Origin of the sequence: Chitinophaga sancti (assembly GCF_034087045.1) — a bacterium.
GTDB lineage: Bacteria > Bacteroidota > Bacteroidia > Chitinophagales > Chitinophagaceae > Chitinophaga > Chitinophaga sancti_B.
In genome coordinates, this window is sequence record NZ_CP139247.1 from 2,652,798 (window position 1) to 2,672,426 (window position 19,629).

Here is a 19,629-nt window from a genome sequence, read left to right on the forward strand (position 1 = left end):
TTACATATCTGAACGCCCGCAAGTTAAATTTTATTTCAACACCGGCAATTCTATAGCGGATGGATGGCCTGCATCGTGATAGATACGGATGGTTGCCTTCTTAAAATCCTTGTCTGTAGCATGGTAGATATCGGTAAATACCTGTGGGTTACGATCTACCAGCGGGAACCAGCTGCTCTGTACCTGAACCATGATCTTGTGCCCTTTCTTAAATGTATGAGCTACATCCGGCAGGGAGAAATCTATATTGACAGGTGCATCTGGTGTGAAAGGAACTGGTTTCTCAAAGCTCTCTCTGTATTTACCTCTCATGATTTCGCCTCTTACCAGCATTTCATAACCGCCCATCGGATAGGTAGATGATGGTACTCTGCGGTGTTCGCTGGGTGCTTTGTCTTCATATTTGAAATCATAAGGGAACACATCGATCAGCTTTACGATGAAGTCAGCATCTGTACCACTGGTGCTGACTACCAGTTTCGCTGTGAGCGGACCTGCCAGTGTAATATCTTCTGTCAATACATCAGTTGAAAAAGTAGCTACATCCGGACGGCGCTCAGCAAAACGCTGATCGTCTGTCATATAATTGATAGTACGATCGAAATGTACATCCTGTGTGTAAGGCACTGGTTTAGCCGGGTCGCTTACGTATTCAGAGAAGCTGTTGCCACCCAGGGGTTTGGAGAAGTCCAGTTTGCCATTGGCCTGCATGTAGATGGATTGTGCCTGTACATTGGCAGGAGGCCATTGCCGGAACTTGCGCCATTGGTTTTCGCCGGTGAAGAACACGGTTGCTTCTGCGATATCAGGTGATGCACCTTTACCTTTCAGGTAATAGTTGAAGAAGGGAACTTCGATATTATCCTGGTAGTATTCAGATGTATTGCTATCGAAATGAACATTGCCTAAGTGCGTACCATCATTGCTGCCCCACTGACCATGATACCATGGACCCATTACGATACGATTGCTGGCATCAGGACTCAGTTTCTCGATGGCCTTATAAGTATTCCATGCACCGAAGCAGTCTTCTGCATCGAAGACACCACCAACTGTCAGTACAGCAGGCTGTATACCTTTCAGGTATTGTCTTACATCTCTGGCTTTCCACCATGCGTCGTAGTCGCCATGGTTCATAAGGTCATTCCAGAATGCAATGCTGTCTCCCATCAATTTAGAGAAATTAGGCAACGCACCTGTTTTGAGATAGAACTCGTAATTATCTTCTGAGGTGAAGTATTTAAAACTGGTAGGACCTACTGTAGTCGGCTTAGGTCTTGGCTGCCCGAAACCGGAGTAAAAAGAGAAGGCATCTGAAATGAAAAATGCACCGTTGTGGTGAAAGTCATCACCATGGTACCAGTCAGTAACCGGTGCCTGCGGACTAACAGCCTTCAGTGCTGGATGGCCGCTCAATGCAGCCATAGTACTGTAGAAGCCGGGGTAAGAGGTGCCGAATACACCTACTTTACCATTGTTGTTGGCAATGTTCTTCACCAGCCAGTCGATGGTGTCGTAAGTATCACTTGCTTCATCGATCTCATTTTTGCCCTTTTTAGCCGGATTATAAGGACGAACATCCATGAAGGTACCTTCACTCATCCAACGGCCACGCACGTCCTGTATGACCATGATATAGCCTTCGTGCAGGTATGTATTGGTATACCTTGCATAGAAAGGTCTGAACTCTTTATCTCCATAAGGAGAGCAGGAGTAAGGAGTGCGTGTCATCAGAAAAGGATGCTTCTCTGTATTGTCTTTAGGTATATAAATGGATGTAAACAGTTTTACACCATCCCGCATAGGGATATATACTTCTTTTTTAGTGTAATGTTCGTACATCCACAATGAGTCTGTATCGATGGCTTTTACCTTTGAATGAAAGGCGATAATCACCACAAACAGCCATAAGATCCGTTTCATAAGCATTATTTATTTTTCAATTCTTCTTTTGTTTTTTTGGGTAATGATTCTACTACGAGGTCATATGAATCCCTGATCCACTGATAGATCAGCTTATCAGAAATACCGGCATGTACATCGACAGTATTCCAGTGTTTCTTGTTCATATGATATCCCGGTGAGACACCATCATAGCGTTCGCGCAGCTCTACAGCGATTTCAGGATCGCATTTGAGATTGATGCTTTCGAAACTATCGAGGCTGGTGAGTGTAAACATTTTTCCCATCACCTTGTACACAAGTGTTTCTTCACCAAAGGGAAACTCTTCTGTGACACCCGGCAGGGCGAGGCAAAAATCACGGAACTGTTCAATATTCATAAGGCATTGAATCTAAGTGCGTCCAAAGGTATAAAAAAACCGGGGCAGACAGTATACCTGTTGCCCCGGTTGTGTATTGTAAAAAATAAATAGCTACATGCAGTTGATATGGTTGTTTTTTATGAATGATCAGGCTTTGCTGATGTTGAGAATGATGCGCGAATAACGACCGTATACTATCTCTACTTCCTGTCCTGATTTATAATCGTCGAGCCGGCCGCGCATCCAGTAAAAAAGCCTTTTTCTTTTTCTTATACCTTCCTGTTTTACAATAAAGCTGGTCTGCATATCATTGTTACCCTGATATACATGTTCCAGGGGGACCCTGATCTGTCCTTTCTGAAGGAGGGTCAGGTCTTTCTTGATCGTAAAGTACCGGACATCAGTCACCTTTATCAGCGCGAAGATAAGTACGAGTACGAAAGAGAGCAACCATACCCAAAACCAGGTATTTCTGTAACTGAACATGGTGGCATCGATTTCTTCGTCGGAATACCTTCTTTTGAGAAAAAATTGTGGTACGTATGCTGCGATGAGCACTAAAGTGAGGCCAATCAACAAGAACTTAATGATTTGCCTTTTGTTCTTTTTCAACGCATCCTGAAGGAGAAAGATCTCCTCGATGGTCATAAAAGAGTAATCCTGCATAGATAAGGGTTTTTCTTATTTCTAATATATGTAAAATTTTTCTAAATATAAGTAACTCTTAATACGATCAGATAGTACTTTTAGTATGCGTGTGAATAAAAAAATGTTAGGTTTTTGTCATTTGTAAATAAAAAAACGGCTAAAAGCATTCGCTTTTAGCCGTTTGCGTATAAGTTAATTTTTTTCTTAAGCTTCTGCTTCTGCGTAAGCGCTTACAGGCTCGCAGGTACAGATCAGGTTTCTGTCGCCATGTGTATTGTTTACACGGCTTACAGAAGGCCAGAACTTATTGAGTTTCACATATTCCAGTGGGTAAGCTGCCTGTTGGCGGCCGTAAGGACGGTTCCACTCTTCGGCAGTGATAACGAACTGGGTATGAGGTGCATGCTTCAATGCATTGTTTGCTTTGTCAGCTTTGCCTGTTTCTACAGCGCTGATTTCTGCACGGATAGCCAGCAGCGCATCGCAGAAGCGGTCCAGTTCAGCTTTGTCCTCACTCTCAGTAGGTTCAATCATGATTGTACCTGGAACAGGGAAGCTCATAGTTGGTGCGTGGAAACCGTAGTCCATCAGGCGTTTTGCCACATCTTCCGCTTCTACACCAGCAGTAGCTTTGAATGGACGGAGGTCTACGATGAACTCGTGTGCACAGGTACCGTTGCTGCCGCTATAAAGGATTTCGTATGATTTTTCCAGACGGGCTTTCATGTAGTTAGCATTCAGAATCGCATTTTCAGATGCTTTCTTCAGGCCTTCTGCACCTAGCAGGCGGATGTATGCATAAGAGATGAGCAGGATACTTGCAGAACCATAAGGTGCCGCAGATACTGCGTTTGCAGTTTTCTTGTCAGTCAGGTTTACGTGACCAGGCAGGTAAGGAGCGAGGTGTTTAGCCACGCAGATCGGACCCATGCCAGGGCCACCCCCACCGTGAGGAATTGCAAATGTCTTGTGAAGGTTCAGGTGACAAACGTCAGCACCGATCAGACCAGGAGCAGTTAAGCCTACCTGCGCATTCATGTTGGCGCCATCCATATATACCTGACCACCAAATTCGTGTACGGTGTTGCAGATGTCTTTTACGCTTTCCTCATAGATACCGTAAGTAGAAGGGTATGTGATCATGATACCTGCCAGGCTATCAGCATACTGTGCTGCTTTTGCTTTCAGGTCAGTTACATCGATGTACCCGTTTTCCAGTGCTTTTACTACTACCACTTTAAATCCGGCCATTACTGCGGATGCAGGGTTGGTACCGTGAGCGGAGATAGGGATCAGCATTATATTACGATGTCCTTCATTTCTGCTTTCATGATATTTGCGGATCACGAGTAAACCAGCGTATTCACCCTGTGCACCACTGTTTGGCTGCAGGCTGCAGGCATCAAAAGCAGTGATCTTGCAGAGGTATTCGCCCAGTTCATCTACGATCTGCTGGTAACCACCTGTCTGCGCTTTTGGGGCAAATGGGTGCATCCTGCTCCAATGAGACCAGCTCAAAGGAATCATCTCTGTCGCAGCATTCAGCTTCATGGTACAGCTACCCAGAGAGATCATGGAAGTGTTGAGAGAAAGGTCTTTATTTTCCAGCATCTTGATATAACGCATCATCTGAGACTCGCTGTGATGACTGTTAAATACAGGATTGGTAAGGAAGTCAGAAGTACGCACCAGTTCTGCAGGTATAGCAGTTGCAGTCAGACTGTTTGTGTCTGAGGACAGGGTGCCTGCATTAAAGATTGCGAGGATATCGTTCACATCCTGGATGGTAGTGGTTTCATCGAGAGAGATGATCACCTTGTCAGCATCCGGATAGAAGAAGTTGATACCTGCACCTTCAGCTTTTGCTTTGATATCAGTAACTGCTTTTACGGTTACTTCGAGGGTATCAAAGTAATTGTTAGCCGCAAGTGCATATCCTTTTGCCTGCAGGGCAGCACCCAGGGCATTGGCCAGGATAGCTACGCGGGTAGCGATATTTTTCAGACCGGCAGGACCGTGGTAAACGGCGTACATAGCGGCCATGTTAGCCAGCAATGCCTGTGCGGTACAGATGTTTGATGTTGCTTTTTCACGTTTGATGTGCTGCTCGCGGGTTTGCAGTGCCATACGGAGTGCACGGTTACCCTGTGCATCTACGCTTACACCGATGATACGGCCTGGGATGGCGCGTTTGAACTCATCTTTTACTGCAAAGAAAGCAGCGTGTGGACCACCAAAACCTAATGGTACACCAAAGCGCTGTGCAGAACCCAATGCTGCATCAGCCCCCAGTTCACCAGGAGAGGTGAGGAGCGTCAGTGCCAGCAGATCGGTGGCCATTGCTACGTAAGCACCAGCAGCATGTACTTTCTGTACAAAACCCTGGTAATCTTCCACAGCACCTACGCTGTTAGGATACTGTACCAATGCACCAAAGAAGGACTCATCGAAAGCAGCAGTTTTATAGTCGCCGGTTACTACTTCGATGTGCAGCGGAGTAGCACGGGTGATAATTACATCTTTTGTTTGTGCGAACACATTTTCGTCCACGAAGAATTTAGGACGAGCCAGGTTGTCATGGTCTTTGTTCAGTGCGCTGAAGAACATGCTCATGGCTTCGGCAGCAGCCGTCGCCTCATCCAGCAGCGATGCATTGGCAATAGGCAGACCTGTGAGGTCGCTGACCATAGTCTGGTAGTTCAGTAAGCTTTCCAGGCGCCCCTGGGAGATCTCCGCCTGATAAGGAGTGTACTGTGTATACCATCCTGGATTCTCGAAGATGTTGCGCAGGATCACACTTGGTGTGATGGTATCGTAATATCCCTGACCGATGTAGGTACGGAATACTTCGTTCCTGAGTGATACTTCTTTGAGATGACGGAGGTAATCACTTTCACTCATTGCCGCAGGTACTGCCAGCGGGTGGTTCATGCGGATAGCACCAGGTACGGTCTTGCTGATTAATGTTTCCAGCGAAGATACACCGATAGTCTCCAGCATGTGGTTGGTCTCTGTTTCGTTAGGCCCAATGTGGCGACCTAGGAACTCATTTTGTTGTATATCAAAAAGATTCATGATGTGAAAGCAGGTATGATAATAAGAATGTGCAAAGGTATTTTGTTTTTTAGCAATAGCCAAACCTGCCGCGGGCTTGTGGAAATTGTGGTGATAATTGAGGGTTGGATATTTCCGGGAATTGTCACATGATTGTCGTATGGTGGAGAGTATTACCTTTGCAGCAAATGGATGAATCACTAAATAACTGGAAGCAGCGGGCGACTGAGCAGCAAAAAGCCAATAAACAGTTTCTGCAGAAGCTACAGACGAAAAAGGGCAGGGGGGTAGAGAAGCTATTGCCTGACCTGCATGAGGAGGCTTTCAGCCACATCGATTGTCTGCAATGTGCAGGTTGCTGTAAGTCAATCAGCCCAAGGTTCAAAACCCCTGATATCAAGCGTATTTCAAAATACCTGGGCATGCGGGAATCTGTGTTTATTGAGACTTACCTGCGACTGGATGAAGATGGGGATTATGTGGTGAAAAGCAGTCCCTGTCCGTTTTTGGGTGCAGACAATTATTGTAGCATTTATGATGCAAGGCCGGGAGATTGTGAAAACTATCCTTACACAGACAGCTATGAGTTTGTGAAGCGGCCGAATACCACTTACCTGAACAGTACTATCTGCCCCGCGGTATTCTATGTGTTAGAGAAGTTGCGGGATGTAGTGAAGTAATAAAAAAGAAAACTCAAAAGTTAGAAACCTGATAGAGCCAGATTCCATTTTGATGTGATGCTCAGGAGTTTCATTTATAATTACACCTTCTTTGTTTATGTTTTCAGGTCCAGCTTGCGCATGGCCGGCGAAATGATATAAGTTGTAATAACTACTCCCAGTGTCACACATCCACCAAACACGACAGATGGTACCAGCCCCATCATCCTGGCCATAAACCCGCTTTCGAAAGCCCCCAGTTCATTGGAAGAACCGACAAACATAGAGCTCACCGCAGCTACACGGCCTCTCATCTCATCGGGTGTTTTCAATTGCAGGATGGTTTGACGGATGATTACGCTGATTGCATCCAGCGTACCACTCAGGAGCAATGCAATAAAGGAGAGATAGAAGTTCCTTGACAAACCGAATATGATAATACAGATCCCGAATCCGAAGACTGCCGCCAGCAACTTGATACCCGGTTTATGTACCAATGGTTTGTAAGCCAGTATAAACATGGTCACCAGCGAACCTACCGCAACTGCAGAGCGAAGCAAACCGAATTCCAGTGCACCTGCATGCAATACATCTGAGGCAAATACCGGCAGCATGGCTATCGCTCCCCCAAACAAAACTGCAAACATATCCAGCGCCATGGCATTTAATACCACTTTGGTATTCCATACAAAGCGCATCCCTTTGGTCAATCCATCTACAAAAGTTTCACCTTTGGCTGAATATTGTGCCGGTTTAGGTTTGATCATGATCAGGCTGAACAGCGGCAGCAGAAAAATAGCTACCACCAGCAACATAGACCAGTGTACACCAATCGCATACACCAGCAAGCCACCCAGTGCGGGGCCGGCCATACTTCCAATCTGCCAGGCGCTGCTGGCCCAGGTAGAGGCATTGGCATATAATGTACGGGGTACGATCAGACCTTGTAAAGAGAAATTGGCAGGGCCTACAAAGGCACGTACTATGCCTCCGCAGAATACAAGTCCATAAATACACATCAGTACCTGGTGAGTATCAAACCCTTCCACGGCTTTATCCCATGTGAGGAAGAATAGTCCTGAACCAATAATGACGTAAGCAAACACACATTTGAGGAGGATGCTTCTTTTTTCTCTCTTATCTACAATGTGCCCGGCAAAAGGTGCCAGTAGTACTGCGGGGATGACCTCGGCAAGGCCTATGAGACCAAGGGCAAAAGGATCATGATCAGAGAGGAGATTTACCTTCCACTCAATGACAATAAACTGCATTGTAAGAGCAAAGACGAGGGCGAAACGAATAATTAAGTAGTAGTTAAATTCAGGAAGACGAAGCGAAGCGTACGGGTCGTTCTTAGTGTTTGTGATAGCCGAAGTATCCACGTAATCAGTTTTTAAGCCGCTGCAAAAATATATAATCTGAATAAATACCTTCCTGACGATTTTACAACCGGTTGCATTTAAACTGATAAGCGGTATCGGTAAATCCGATCAGGAACCGTAATTTTATAAGACATTGGTCTGGTTTTAGTAGCAAATAATTGTAGTGAATGTGGCTGCCAGTACCGTATTAATAGCGCCTATGCTACACTCCCTGTTTCTCAATCTTTTGTTAAAGAAAACTGCCATTCTAGCACAATGGGCAATTTTATGCTATATTTGATGACGTTCAATTAGGATTTTCTATGAGAAGAATGAAAGTGATTATACCAGTAGTGCTGATCACCATCTCGATGGGAGTATTGGCTTTCAGCAAACTGCGTAAAGAAGACCCCCCTGGCAAAAATGAAGTGATCATTGGTCTGGTAGGGCAAATATTAAAAGATGGGCACTATCAGCCGAAGGCTATAGACGATAAATTTTCAAAGGAAGTCTTTGACAAGTTCCTCAAGAACCTTGACAGTGAAAAGAAATTCTTTCTGAAGAGTGATATCGAGAACCTCAAGCCATTATCGACTCACATTGATAATGAACTGATGGGTGAACCCCTGGATTGTTTTAATGCAATCAATGATCTGATTAAGAAACGTGTTGCTGAAGCAGCAGCGCTGTATCCTGAAATTCTGGCTAAGCCTTTCGACTTCACCAAAGAAGAAAAGGTGACCCTGGATCCGGATAAGGTAGACTACCCTGCAGATGAGGCAGCCCGCAAAGAAGCATGGCGCAAGGTGCTGAAATATCGTACCCTGGAAAAATACTCCGAACTGGTAGAAGCCCGCGACAAGCAGGATAAGAAAGATACTGCAAAGGCGAAAACCGATGTTCAGCTGGAAGCCGACGCCCGTGCAAAGGTGAAGCAGGTATACGATCGCTACTTTGACCGTTTGAAAAACAGACAGGACGACAACGAGCGCTTCAGCACTTATGTAAATAGTATTACTGCTACGATGGATCCACATACTGACTTCTTCCCTCCTGATGAAAAGAGAGCGTTTGAGGAGCAGATGGCAGGTAAGTTCTTCGGTATTGGTGCACAGCTGCGTGAAGAAGATGGTAAGATCAGGATCGTAAGCATCGTAACAGGTAGTCCAAGCTGGAAAGAAGGGAGCCTGAAAGCAAACGATGTGATCCTGAAAGTAGCACAGGGTGACAAAGAGCCACTGGACATTACCGGTTATGCTGTAGAAGATGCCGTAAAAGTGATCAGAGGTGAAAAGGGTACTGTGGTGAAGTTGACTGTAAAAAGCGTAGATGGTACAGTAAAAGATGTTTCTATTGTACGTGACGAGATCGTACTGGACGAAACATTTGCAAAATCAGCGATTATCGGTGGTCAACATAAAATAGGTTACATCTACCTGCCTGAATTCTATGCAGATTTCCAGGACAGAAACGGTGCCCGTTGTGCCGAAGATGTAGCAAAGGAAATTACGAAACTGAAAGCTGAAAATGTAGAAGGTATTATCCTTGACCTCCGCTTCAATGGCGGTGGTTCCCTGCAGGATGTAGTGCAGATGGCTGGTCTGTTTATTCCGGATGGTCCGATCGTACAGGTGAAATCCCGTACTGGCGATCCAATGGTACTGCGTGACCGTGATAAGAGTGTACAGTATGGTGGTCCGCTGGCAATCATGGTGAATGAATACAGTGCATCTGCTTCCGAAATCATGGCAGCTGCTATGCAGGATTACAAACGTGCGGTGATCATTGGTAGCTCTTCTACTTATGGTAAAGGAACTGTGCAGCGTATGTTCAGCCTGGATGAGTTCTACTCCAACAAGGAGTTAGGTCCGCTGGGTGCGATCAAATTGACACAGCAGAAGTTCTACCGTGCAAATGGTGGTTCTACACAGCTGAAAGGAGTTTCTTCCGACATCGTATTGCCAGATCCATATTATGAAGTAGCTGAGCGTAAGGATAAAGATGCACTGAACTGGGATGAAATTCCAAAGGCAAATTATACACCTTGGGTAGACCCGGTTCCGGTAGCTGCGCTGAAAGCAAATAGCGACAAGCGCCTTGCGAACAACGAAGCGTTCAGGATGATGAATGACAATATCGCTACCCTGAAGAAGATGGATGCACAGGACAGTTATTCTCTGAACTATTCGACTTACAAAACAGAACAGAAGAATAATGCGAATGCGCTGAAACGCTATGATTCAGTAAATGATAAAGTGAAAGAACTGGAGATTTCCAGTCTGAAGGTAGACCTGGACAAGATCAGTAATGATACTTCTAAACTGGCCCGTAATAAGGATTGGTTGAAGTTCAGACAGAAGGATATTTACCTGGATGAAGCGGTGAATGTGATGAATGATCTGATTGGAATGAGTGCTTCTAAAGTACAGGGTAGGTTGGCGAATAAGTAATAGTCTTATTAAGATAAATAAAAAAGCATCTGTCTTCAGACAGATGCTTTTTTATTTATCCGGTGGCCTGCTTTTTAAAAAGAAGTTATTCGCCGCTCAATAATCTTATCAGATTCTTTAATTCCTCCTGCTTGTACATGTCCTTGTCATCCTGGAAGCATTTAGCCAGTTCTTCCAATAAGAACTGGATGATCCTCGTGTTCGACTGTGGCATGTAATAAGAAGGTGTAGGAGGGAGGGACATTCTTTTCAGATAGTTTTCCACATCCTGGTGGGAATAGATCTGTCCCTGAATAGGATCAATAAAGAACAGGATCCTGTAATCGTCCGGGTTGGCCGGCTCTGAAAAATCGTAGAAGCTATCAAAATAGGCGAGGATAAACTGTCTTGGGATGTTCACCGCATACACAGGCAGGTCCAGCATAGCACAAAGGCTCTGGTAGACGATACCATTGGTAAGCGGATTTCCTTTCTTGGATTCCAGCACCTGGTTGATAAAGAACTGGTTCTTCCGCACATAGGCCACCTCTTCTCCTTTCAGCCCGAAGTAGTTGTAGATCATGCTGTTCAGCACATTGATCTGCTCCAGGGGGGTGAGGTAGTTATTGAGTTCCAGCCATATATTACGCTTGATCTTTTCGATTTCGTTGAGGACGGAATTTGTCTGAATATCAGGAAACTGATAGCGGGCAACCAGGATGGCTCCCTGTAGAAGATCAGGGATTTCGGCCTTATTCCACTGCTGCAAGGCCATCTGCAGGTCCATGTAGTGAACCCTGTGAATCAGTTGTTCTATTCTTTCCTGAATAGATTCATCTACGGTATTCTCCCACAGGTTCTCCAGATTTGGAATGATCTCTTTTCCAAACAACAATATCTTGCTGGCAACGGTATCATATACCTCCTGGTCCGGATCGTCCAGAAGATGGAACAAAGCATTTATTTCTTTGGTCTCGTGCATAACAAATCAAATGTGCCGATGTGCAAATATGCTAATCCCTGAATCATCCAAATGGTATAGGACAGGTCTTTTTGTAAAAAAAGACAGCCTTATATACACACCGGCACATTCCTGTAGTAGCACATTATTCGGCTTTTTTCTTTCTAGGAGGTGCTTTTTTCTTAGGAGGGTTGGCTTTCACATCTTCGATGATAGCTTTTGCTTCCTCCACCGTAATATCCGCAGCGGTATCGATCTTCTCCTTTGGTATTTTGTAGTTCCTTAAGCCTTGCTTAATATACGGACCATAGGGGCCTTTGAGTATCTGGATTTTTTCTTTTTCAAATACTTTGATGGTACGTTCATCTTTTGCAGTACGTTTTTCTACGATCAGCGGGGCTATTTCATCGAGTTCCACTGTGTAAGGATCCATTTCCTTTTTCAGGGAATAGAATTTCTTATCGTGTGCTGCATATGGACCGAACCGGCCTATGTTCACTGTTACATCTTCTTCTTCAAATTTACCCAAATTGCGGGGAAGTTTGAACAGCTCCATTGCCTCATCTAAAGTAATGGTTTCGATGCTTTGTGTTGCCTTTAATTTTGCAAAGCGTGGTTTCTCCTCATCTTCTGCCTTTCCGATCTGCACCATTGGGCCATAACGCCCCATACGTGCTACGATAGGTTTGCCGGTAGATTCTTCGGTACCCAGTTGTCTTTCTCCTTTCACCCTTTCAGCATTTTCCAGGGTGTTTTCCACATCCTTGTGGAAAGGAGTATAGAACTCATTCAGCATTTTGTTCCAGATCTTCTTACCATGTGCCACCTCGTCAAACTCTTCTTCGATCTTGGCGGTGAAGCCGTAGTCCATTACATTTCCGAAGTATTGGCTCAGGAAGTCGGTTACGATCATGCCCAGATCTGTCGGGAACAGTTTGGACTTTTCAGCACCGGTATTTTCAGCGTCTGTTACTTTAGTGAGTTTGTCATCTTTCAGCGTCAGAATGCGGAAGTCTCTTTTCACACCTTCTTTATCACGTTTTTCCACATAGTTACGCTTCTGGATGGTGGTAATGGTTGGCGCGTAGGTAGAAGGTCGGCCTATGCCCAGTTCTTCCAGTTTCTTTACCAGGCTTGCTTCCGTATAGCGGGGAGCAGGGCGGGTAAAGCGTTCGGTCGCTTTCATTTCCTTCAGGTCCAGTACCTGTTTCAGCGCGAGTGGTGGCAGGGAACCATCCTGTTCCTCATCTTCACTTACATCTTCATCATCGCGGCCTTCCATATATACTTTCAGGAAGCCATCGAATTTCAGTACTTCACCGCTGGCAGTCAGCTCATCGTGGTTGGTAGAGATATCGATTTTGGCGATTGTTTTTTCGAGTTCAGCATCGCTCATCTGGCTGGCGATAGTACGCTTCCAGATCAGCTCATACAGTTTGCGGGTATCGCTGTCGTCTACAGAAGCATTCTCCATGTAGGTCGGGCGGATGGCTTCGTGCGCTTCCTGGGCAGACTCGTTCTTATTTTTGAACTTGCGGTGCTGGTGGTAGCGCTCCCCGTAGTTAGTTGTAATTGCTTTCTGGATATCCCCCAAAGCGGTATCTGACAGGTTGACTGAGTCAGTACGCATGTAGGTGATCTTACCACTTTCATACAGTTTTTGTGCCAGCAGCATGGTTTTAGACACGCTATAGCCGAGTTTACGGCTGGCTTCCTGCTGAAGGGTAGAAGTGGTAAAGGGAGCGGCAGGAGATTTTTTGCCGGGTTTTACCTGAATATCTTTTACGGTGTAAGCAGCACCGACACATTGCTGTAGGAATTTCTCCGCATCTTCTGCGGTTTTGAACCGGGTAGGTCCTTCGGCCTTGAAGGTAATGTTCTTACCATTCAGGTCTTTAGAAATGAAGAAAGCTTCTACTTTAAAGCTGCTTACAGCAGTAAAGCCGTTGATTTCTCTTTCCCTTTCCACGATCAGTCTTACCGCTACGGATTGCACGCGACCTGCAGAGAGGTGGTTACGCATACTCATTTTACGCCAGAGCACCGGTGACAGCTCAAAACCTACGATCCTATCCAGGATACGTCTGGCTTGTTGCGCATTTACCAGGTTCATGTTGAGTAGGCGGGGCTGTTGCACGGCTTTTTCAATGGCGGGCTTCGTAATCTCGTGGAAAACAATACGTTTTGTAACTTCCGGGTCTAACCCCAGTACTTCACATAAATGCCAGCTGATGGCCTCCCCCTCACGGTCCTCATCCGTTGCTAACCAAACCTCTTCGGTTGTCTTGGCCAGCTTCTTCAGGTCCTTCACTACCTTTTCTTTGTCATCGGGGATTATATACTTAGGTTTGAAGTTATTGTTGATATCAATGCCCATATCATCCTTCTCAAGGTCACGGATGTGACCAAAGCAGGATATGACCTCGAAGTCGCTGCCCAGTATTTTTTCAATCGTCTTGGCTTTGGCCGGAGACTCAACAATTACTAGATTTTTTGCCATGAATGCCGTCTTTATGTGCTACTAGATACGTAAAATTCCGTATTAAATTGTATAAAACCGCTTTAAGTAAGTTCCTCAAAATTTAAGTGCTCTCTCTGGCGGGAGGATGGCCAACTGATCAAAAAGGGGCCATCCGATTTTTGCAAGTATATAAAAGAAGTGGTAGAATAAAAAATCAGTCTGTTTTAAAACATTGAATATAAATGTAATATTTTTGGGAAATCCATTAAAAATGAATGATTAACAGTTTAATGGTTAAATTGCTGGATAACAACGCTGAACGGAAGGGAAACGTGCTGTATCATATAAATGTATGAGCCCGGCAACCTAAATTTTGCTTTTATCTGACCGGTACACCATAATATATTAATAACCACTTTTACCCGATGAACATAGTAATTATTGGCGCGGGAAATATTGCGCATTGTTTCGGTACACTATTAAAAATACACGGACACCAGATTTTACAGGTTATAAGCCGTAAGAAAGAAAATGCTCAGATATTAGCAGAGAATTTACATGCATCGGCTAGTGACGACCTCCTGGATATCAATATGGAGGGAGACATTTATTTATTGGCAGTGAGTGATTCGGCCATTCCGGAACTCAATGACGAGCTCCGACTGGGCAAAAGGATCGTATTGCACACGGCAGGGGCCGTATCCCTGGATGCCATCAGGCGCATTTCTACCCATACCGGGGTGATGTATCCTTTACAATCTATTCGTAAGGAGGTAAAAAATTATCCTGTGATCCCCCTTTTGCTGGAAGCCAGCAATGACGAGGTAATGCGCAGACTGCAATCTATCGCACAGAGTATTTCGTCTCAGACTGAGATAGTTAGCTCCGAACAGCGGCTTCAATTACATCTGGGCGCGGTACTTGCTAATAATTTTACTAATCACCTGATCGTGAGGGCAAAACAGTTTTGTGAACAAATGGGACTGGACTTCAGTTTGCTTCAACCCATCATCAGGGAAACTTTTGACAGGCTTGAAAAGTTCGCTCCTGAAACGGTGCAAACAGGTCCTGCCATGAGAAATGATGAGGAGACGATGTCTAAACACAGAGCTTTGATCCAGGATCAGCCACACTTGCAGAAAATTTATAAGGTGATGTCTGACAGCATTTATGATTTCTATAATGCCTGACATCAAAAATCTATACTACTTTTGCGCAATACGATATTTTAATAAACGCAATGAACGTTTTATCTCTTTTTAAGCCCATCACCACTTTTGTGTTTGATGTAGATGGCGTACTCACAGATGGTACTGTTCAATTATTACCAAATGGGGAGCAATCACGTAGAATGAACATTAAGGATGGGTATGCTTTGCAGCTGGCCGTAAAGAAAGGTTACCGTATCGCCATCATATCGGGTGGACGATCTGAAAGTGTGGTAAGCCGGCTACAGGGATTAGGAATAAAAGATATTTATACCGGCATTACTGATAAACAGGAAAAGCTGCAGGATTATGTATTCGAGAATGACCTGCAATGGGAGCAGGTCATTTTTATGGGAGACGATATCCCGGATTACCGTGCTATGCAACTGGTAGGCTTGCCGGTATGTCCGGCCGACGCTGTACCTGAAATCAAAAGTATATCCCGTTATATCTCACCGGTAAATGGTGGTAATGGCTGTGTAAGGGAAGTAATCGAGAAGGTGCTGAAACTTAATGGGCACTGGACGATAGATGAAGAAATAGCCAGCCGCTGATTTATTTCCAATTAATTGATTATGAAGTTACTGACAGCTTTTTTCAAACTGGTACGGTATCCAAACCTTTTATATATAGCACTTACGCAATATTTACTACAATACTGTGTAGTAGCGCCTATACTCCATTATAATGGTGTGGAACCTTCCTTGTCCGTGGCATCTTTCTGCCTGCTGAGTTTATCGACAGTGCTGATTGCTGCTGCCGGTTATATTATTAATGACTATTTCGATATTAATATTGATATCATCAATAAGCCTGACAAAATGGTGCTGGACAAGGTGATCAACCGTCGCTGGGCCATGGCCTGGCACACCATTTTTAACCTGGCAGGAGTGAGTATTGGTTTTATTGCTGCATGGAAGATCGGTCAGATCTACCTGGGCTTTACACAGGTACTGTGTTCACTGTTGCTGTGGTTTTATTCTACTTCCTTCAAGCGTCAGGCACTGATCGGCAATGTCGTTATCTCCCTGCTCACAGCGCTGGCTGTGGTAGTGGTAGGCTTTTATGAGAAACAGATCTATGAAAGCTTTGAAGCCATCATGTCTCCCGAAGGCAGAAAGCTGATTCAGATAATCGGTATCTATGCAGTATTCGCTTTTATGATTTCGCTGGTAAGGGAAATTGTAAAAGACCTGGAAGATTTAATCGGCGACAGCAAAGATGGTTGTCGCACGATTCCAATTGTATGGGGTGTGGAACCAGCTAAGAAGATTTGCTATGGATTACTGCTGGGATTGCAGGTGCTGATTGTGGTAGTTGAGGTAAGAGTAGCACTGATAGGCTGGTATATTGCGATTGCCTACCTGGTTATTTTCGTACAGGCGCCTTGTTACTATATATATTCTTTACTGAAAAAAGCACACCTGCCGGAGCATTATCACAAAGTGAGTTCCCTGGTAAAACTGGTGATGCTGTCAGGTATTCTGTCGATGGTTTTCTTTAAATTATTCCTCTGATGTATACAGGCAAACGTGTCATACTGGGTTCCCGGTCACCCCGGCGCAAACAGCTGCTGGAGCAGGCAGGTATTCCCTTTGAAGTGAAGGTAGTAGAGACGGCAGAGACCTTTCCTGCCGATATGCACATCCCGGATATTCCCGTTCACATTGCGCGTCAGAAGGCAGTAGCCGTAGTGCCTTTGTGCCAGGCAGACGATATCATTATTACTGCTGATACGGTCGTAGTACTGGATGAAACTATTATCGGAAAGCCAAAGGACAGGGAGGATGCAATCCGTATACTAAGTGCACTCAGTGGCAGGGAGCACCGTGTAATAACAGGGGTGATTATAATCCGCAATGGTGAGGAAGACGCTTTTTCAAAAGAAACAGCAGTACACTTCAAACCATTGACGACAGAGCAGATCACGTATTATGTAGATCACTTTAAACCCTATGACAAGGCCGGTGCTTATGCCATACAGGAATGGATTGGTGCGGTAGGTATTGACAGAATCGATGGCTGTTTTTACAACGTGATGGGATTGCCTGTAAGCAATGTCGTAGAAAGATTATAAAAAAAACGGCGCCCTGATCAGAGCAGGAACGCCGTTTCATTTTGGTTGGTTAATACTTTGATACTTCCTATTAACACAATTTCTATTCCAATACCAGCAGGTTTACATCTGGATTATTCAGCCATTTAGCTTCCTTCAGCTTTTCCAGATTGATCACCCCAACTATATAACGCCAGGTAGAGGATTCATATTTTTCAGAGATATTGTAGAAGTCTGGCAGATGTACCTGATCGGCTGTACGATAACGCAGATAAATCTTTAACTGCACATCGTTGGTAAACACCGGAGAGTTAGCCTGCTTGATCTTCTTATACTCGTATCTGTAATTGTATGTCAGTGCAGAGATGTCGGAAAGCACTGCGCTACCAGTAGCGGTACCACCGGCACCTTTACCAACAAAGAACTGCTTGTCGGTAAATGCACTTTCGAGCAGAATACCATTGTACTCATTGTATACATCATACAGCAGGTTGTGTTCCTTCACGAGATGTGGTAATACTGATGCATTCACACTCCCGTTTTGCCTTCTACAACCAGCTATGAGCTTCACTGTAGAGTTCCTTTGTTTTGCGAACTGAATATCGAAATCATTCAGGCGATGTATACCAAAATTGAATACTTCTTCCGGTTTTACGAATGTACCAAAGGCGTGTAACAGTAAGATAACGATCTTGAATTTTGGATCGTACCCTTCGATATCCAAAGTAGGGTCAGTTTCTGCAAAACCCAGCTCCTGCGCCTTTTGAAGAGCTTCGTCAAAGCTTTGATTTTCTTCGAATATTTTCGTGAGGATGTAATTTGTAGACCCGTTACAAATACCTTCTACTGCATTGAGCAGATCATTGTCGTAGTATTCTTCCAGGTTACGTACGATCGGAATACTGGCACAGCTGGATGCCTCATAGAGGAAAGGCACCTTGTTTTCTACCTGTAACTGGTAGAGTGCTGGCAGGTTTTCGGCGATCATGCGTTTGCTGGCGCTTACTACTGCTTTACCATTACGCAGAGCGGTGCTTACGATTTCGAAAGCAGCTTCTGTTTCATTGATCAGTTCCACTACTACATCGATAGTAGGGTCCTGTAAGATATCATTTTTGTCTGTAGTGAAATAGCTGGCGTCGATTGGACGAGGCTTATTGGGGTCCTTGATACATATTTTCTTAATACGCGCATTGATACCTTTAGTTCTGTTCAATACTTCGTAAAGTCCTTGTCCCACACAACCAAATCCGAAAATCCCCAGATTGATAATTTTGTTTTCCATGTTCAATACTTAGTGCTGCATTCAGTGTCCGTTGCAAAACGGTTTTGCGTTTATTGTAAAACTGTAATTTGTTTACCTGCAGGCAGGTTCAGTTTATCCAGTGCCTGTTTGAGGTCGTTAATGAGATCTTCTGCATCTTCAATACCTACAGAGAGGCGGATGCAGGAATCCGCGAGACCTGTTTTCTTGCGGTGTTCTTCCGGAATATTCCGGTGTGTCATAGTAGCTGGATGATCCAGCATACTCTTTACACCACCAAAGCTTTCTGCGAGTTTAAACAGCCGGGTGGCGTTCACTACTCTGATTGCATTTTTGATGTTGTCACTTTTGAGAGAGAAGCTCACGAGTGCACCGTATTGCTTTTGTTGCTTACGGGCGATGTGGTGGTTTTTGTGCGATGCCAGTCCGGGATAGAAAACCTTATCCACAGCGGGATGTGCAGAGAGCCAGGCGGCGATGGCCATGGCATTGCTACATTGCTTATCGAGGCGCAGGCAGAGGGTTTCAATGCCTCTGATCGTAAGCCATGCTTCGAAGGGACTGAGTATACTTCCTGAAATATTTTGATTGAAACGTAACTGATCGGCCAGTATTTTGGTGTTGACTACAACCAGTCCTGCGATTACATCGGTATGCCCTGCAAGATACTTGGTAGCACTATGTATCACGATGTCTGCACCCATTGGAATAGGTTGTTGCAGCAGTGGTGTACACAGGGTATTGTCTACTACCAGCAGTACGTTGTGCTGTTTGGCTATCTTGCTGATGGATTTGATATCGGATACGCGTAATGTAGGGTTGGTGGGCGATTCCAGCCAGATCATTTTTGTATTTGGCGTGATGGCAGCCAGTACTTTGTCGGTATTGCTGGTGTCTACAAAGTTTGCTTTGATGCCAAAGCGTTCAAACATATGCTGGAACATCTGGAAGATACCGCCATAAGTATCTTCGACAGCCATGATCTCATCTCCTGATTTTAATAGTTTCATTACTGCATCGATCGCGGCCATACCACTGGCAAAGGCAAAACCTGCGTGGCCTTCTTCGAGGCTGCAGATAATGTTTTCCAGCACCTTGCGGGTAGGATTGTTGGCACGGGAGAATTCAAACCCTTTGTTGATGCCGGGTGATTCCTGTACGAAGGTAGAGGTCTGATAGATGGGAACGGAAATGGCGCCCGTCAATTCATCTATCGGGATACTATGTAATAACTGTGTAGCTATTTTCAACGCAAAGTAATTAT

The 19,629-nt window shown here is 44.8% G+C and carries 15 protein-coding genes; 6 read left to right on the forward strand and 9 right to left on the reverse strand.

From position 1 onward, the window contains the following. Positions 1–30 precede the first annotated feature (30 nt). The 4 genes from SIO70_RS11105 to gcvP all read right to left on the reverse strand — a co-directional run bounded on the left by SIO70_RS11105 (position 31) and on the right by gcvP (position 5,987). The gene (locus SIO70_RS11105) at positions 31–1,923 is read right to left on the reverse strand and encodes a CocE/NonD family hydrolase (protein WP_320580932.1); all 1,893 of its coding nucleotides are present in this window, start codon (positions 1,921–1,923) and stop codon (positions 31–33) included. Positions 1,924–1,928: 5 nt separating this feature from the next. After that, positions 1,929–2,282, reverse strand: a complete 354-nt coding sequence (locus SIO70_RS11110) for an MmcQ/YjbR family DNA-binding protein (RefSeq protein WP_320580933.1) — start codon at positions 2,280–2,282, stop codon at positions 1,929–1,931. Between the two features lie 129 nt (positions 2,283–2,411). Continuing rightward, complete coding sequence (locus tag SIO70_RS11115; protein WP_320580934.1) at positions 2,412–2,930, reverse strand: hypothetical protein; 519 nt, start codon at positions 2,928–2,930, stop codon at positions 2,412–2,414. A gap of 186 nt (positions 2,931–3,116) precedes the next feature. Beyond that, entirely contained in the window at positions 3,117–5,987 is a 2,871-nt protein-coding gene (gcvP, locus tag SIO70_RS11120; RefSeq protein ID WP_320580935.1) for an aminomethyl-transferring glycine dehydrogenase, read from the reverse strand. A gap of 167 nt (positions 5,988–6,154) precedes the next feature. Between gcvP and SIO70_RS11125 the strand changes: the two genes are divergently transcribed. Further along, entirely contained in the window at positions 6,155–6,646 is a 492-nt protein-coding gene (locus tag SIO70_RS11125) for a YkgJ family cysteine cluster protein (RefSeq protein WP_320580936.1), read from the forward strand. A gap of 95 nt (positions 6,647–6,741) precedes the next feature. Here SIO70_RS11125 and SIO70_RS11130 read toward each other — a convergent pair whose 3' ends face one another. Next, positions 6,742–8,007, reverse strand: coding sequence for an MFS transporter (locus SIO70_RS11130; protein ID WP_320580937.1), 1,266 nt, complete (start codon positions 8,005–8,007; stop codon positions 6,742–6,744). A gap of 302 nt (positions 8,008–8,309) precedes the next feature. Between SIO70_RS11130 and SIO70_RS11135 the strand changes: the two genes are divergently transcribed. Continuing rightward, positions 8,310–10,436 carry a carboxy terminal-processing peptidase gene (locus SIO70_RS11135; RefSeq protein WP_320580938.1) on the forward strand — a complete coding sequence of 709 codons (2,127 nt, stop codon included), beginning with the start codon at positions 8,310–8,312 and terminating at the stop codon, positions 10,434–10,436. Between the two features lie 85 nt (positions 10,437–10,521). Here the strand turns inward: SIO70_RS11135 and SIO70_RS11140 are convergent, their stop codons facing one another. Both SIO70_RS11140 and topA read right to left on the reverse strand, forming a co-directional pair. Beyond that, a complete protein-coding gene (locus SIO70_RS11140; protein ID WP_320580939.1) occupies positions 10,522–11,397 on the reverse strand; it encodes a transglutaminase-like domain-containing protein in 876 nt (291 codons plus the stop codon). 124 nt (positions 11,398–11,521) lie between these two features. Then, complete coding sequence (gene topA, locus SIO70_RS11145; RefSeq protein WP_320580940.1) at positions 11,522–13,876, reverse strand: type I DNA topoisomerase; 2,355 nt, start codon at positions 13,874–13,876, stop codon at positions 11,522–11,524. Positions 13,877–14,262: 386 nt separating this feature from the next. Here topA and SIO70_RS11150 point away from each other — a divergent pair, with 386 nt between their 5' ends. Genes SIO70_RS11150 through SIO70_RS11165 form a run of 4 tightly spaced genes read left to right on the forward strand, consistent with a single transcriptional unit; the run spans position 14,263 to position 17,122 of the window. Beyond that, on the forward strand, positions 14,263–15,027 hold the full coding sequence (locus SIO70_RS11150; protein ID WP_320580941.1) for a Rossmann-like and DUF2520 domain-containing protein: 765 nt from the start codon (positions 14,263–14,265) through the stop codon (positions 15,025–15,027). A gap of 50 nt (positions 15,028–15,077) precedes the next feature. Then, positions 15,078–15,599 (forward strand): KdsC family phosphatase, encoded by a 522-nt coding sequence (locus SIO70_RS11155; RefSeq protein WP_083720760.1) that lies wholly within the window; start codon positions 15,078–15,080, stop codon positions 15,597–15,599. A gap of 21 nt (positions 15,600–15,620) precedes the next feature. Further along, positions 15,621–16,562 (forward strand): geranylgeranylglycerol-phosphate geranylgeranyltransferase, encoded by a 942-nt coding sequence (locus SIO70_RS11160; protein WP_320580942.1) that lies wholly within the window; start codon positions 15,621–15,623, stop codon positions 16,560–16,562. After that, positions 16,562–17,122 carry a Maf family protein gene (locus SIO70_RS11165; RefSeq protein ID WP_320580943.1) on the forward strand — a complete coding sequence of 187 codons (561 nt, stop codon included), beginning with the start codon at positions 16,562–16,564 and terminating at the stop codon, positions 17,120–17,122. The genes SIO70_RS11160 and SIO70_RS11165 overlap by 1 nt, the downstream gene beginning before the upstream one ends. Positions 17,123–17,204: 82 nt before the next feature. On the opposite strand, the gene SIO70_RS11170 is transcribed toward SIO70_RS11165, so the two are convergent. Together SIO70_RS11170 and SIO70_RS11175 are read right to left on the reverse strand one after the other, a co-directional pair. After that, positions 17,205–18,386 (reverse strand): homoserine dehydrogenase, encoded by a 1,182-nt coding sequence (locus tag SIO70_RS11170; RefSeq protein WP_320580944.1) that lies wholly within the window; start codon positions 18,384–18,386, stop codon positions 17,205–17,207. Positions 18,387–18,436: 50 nt separating this feature from the next. After that, positions 18,437–19,615, reverse strand: coding sequence for a PLP-dependent aspartate aminotransferase family protein (locus SIO70_RS11175; protein ID WP_320580945.1), 1,179 nt, complete (start codon positions 19,613–19,615; stop codon positions 18,437–18,439). Positions 19,616–19,629 lie beyond the last annotated feature (14 nt).

Excerpts from the sequence above, each read along its gene's own strand:
- SIO70_RS11105 (WP_320580932.1), bottom strand. The coding sequence starts at position 1,923 with ATGAAACGGATCTTATGGCTGTTTGTGGTGATTATCGCCTTTCATTCA.
- SIO70_RS11110 (WP_320580933.1), bottom strand. The coding sequence starts at position 2,282 with ATGAATATTGAACAGTTCCGTGATTTTTGCCTCGCCCTGCCGGGTGTC.
- SIO70_RS11115 (WP_320580934.1), bottom strand. The coding sequence starts at position 2,930 with ATGCAGGATTACTCTTTTATGACCATCGAGGAGATCTTTCTCCTTCAG.
- gcvP (WP_320580935.1), bottom strand. The coding sequence starts at position 5,987 with ATGAATCTTTTTGATATACAACAAAATGAGTTCCTAGGTCGCCACATT.
- SIO70_RS11125 (WP_320580936.1), top strand. The coding sequence starts at position 6,155 with ATGGATGAATCACTAAATAACTGGAAGCAGCGGGCGACTGAGCAGCAA.
- SIO70_RS11135 (WP_320580938.1), top strand. The coding sequence starts at position 8,310 with ATGAGAAGAATGAAAGTGATTATACCAGTAGTGCTGATCACCATCTCG.
- SIO70_RS11140 (WP_320580939.1), bottom strand. The coding sequence starts at position 11,397 with ATGCACGAGACCAAAGAAATAAATGCTTTGTTCCATCTTCTGGACGAT.
- topA (WP_320580940.1), bottom strand. The coding sequence starts at position 13,876 with ATGGCAAAAAATCTAGTAATTGTTGAGTCTCCGGCCAAAGCCAAGACG.
- SIO70_RS11150 (WP_320580941.1), top strand. The coding sequence starts at position 14,263 with ATGAACATAGTAATTATTGGCGCGGGAAATATTGCGCATTGTTTCGGT.
- SIO70_RS11155 (WP_083720760.1), top strand. The coding sequence starts at position 15,078 with ATGAACGTTTTATCTCTTTTTAAGCCCATCACCACTTTTGTGTTTGAT.
- SIO70_RS11160 (WP_320580942.1), top strand. The coding sequence starts at position 15,621 with ATGAAGTTACTGACAGCTTTTTTCAAACTGGTACGGTATCCAAACCTT.
- SIO70_RS11165 (WP_320580943.1), top strand. The coding sequence starts at position 16,562 with ATGTATACAGGCAAACGTGTCATACTGGGTTCCCGGTCACCCCGGCGC.
- SIO70_RS11170 (WP_320580944.1), bottom strand. The coding sequence starts at position 18,386 with ATGGAAAACAAAATTATCAATCTGGGGATTTTCGGATTTGGTTGTGTG.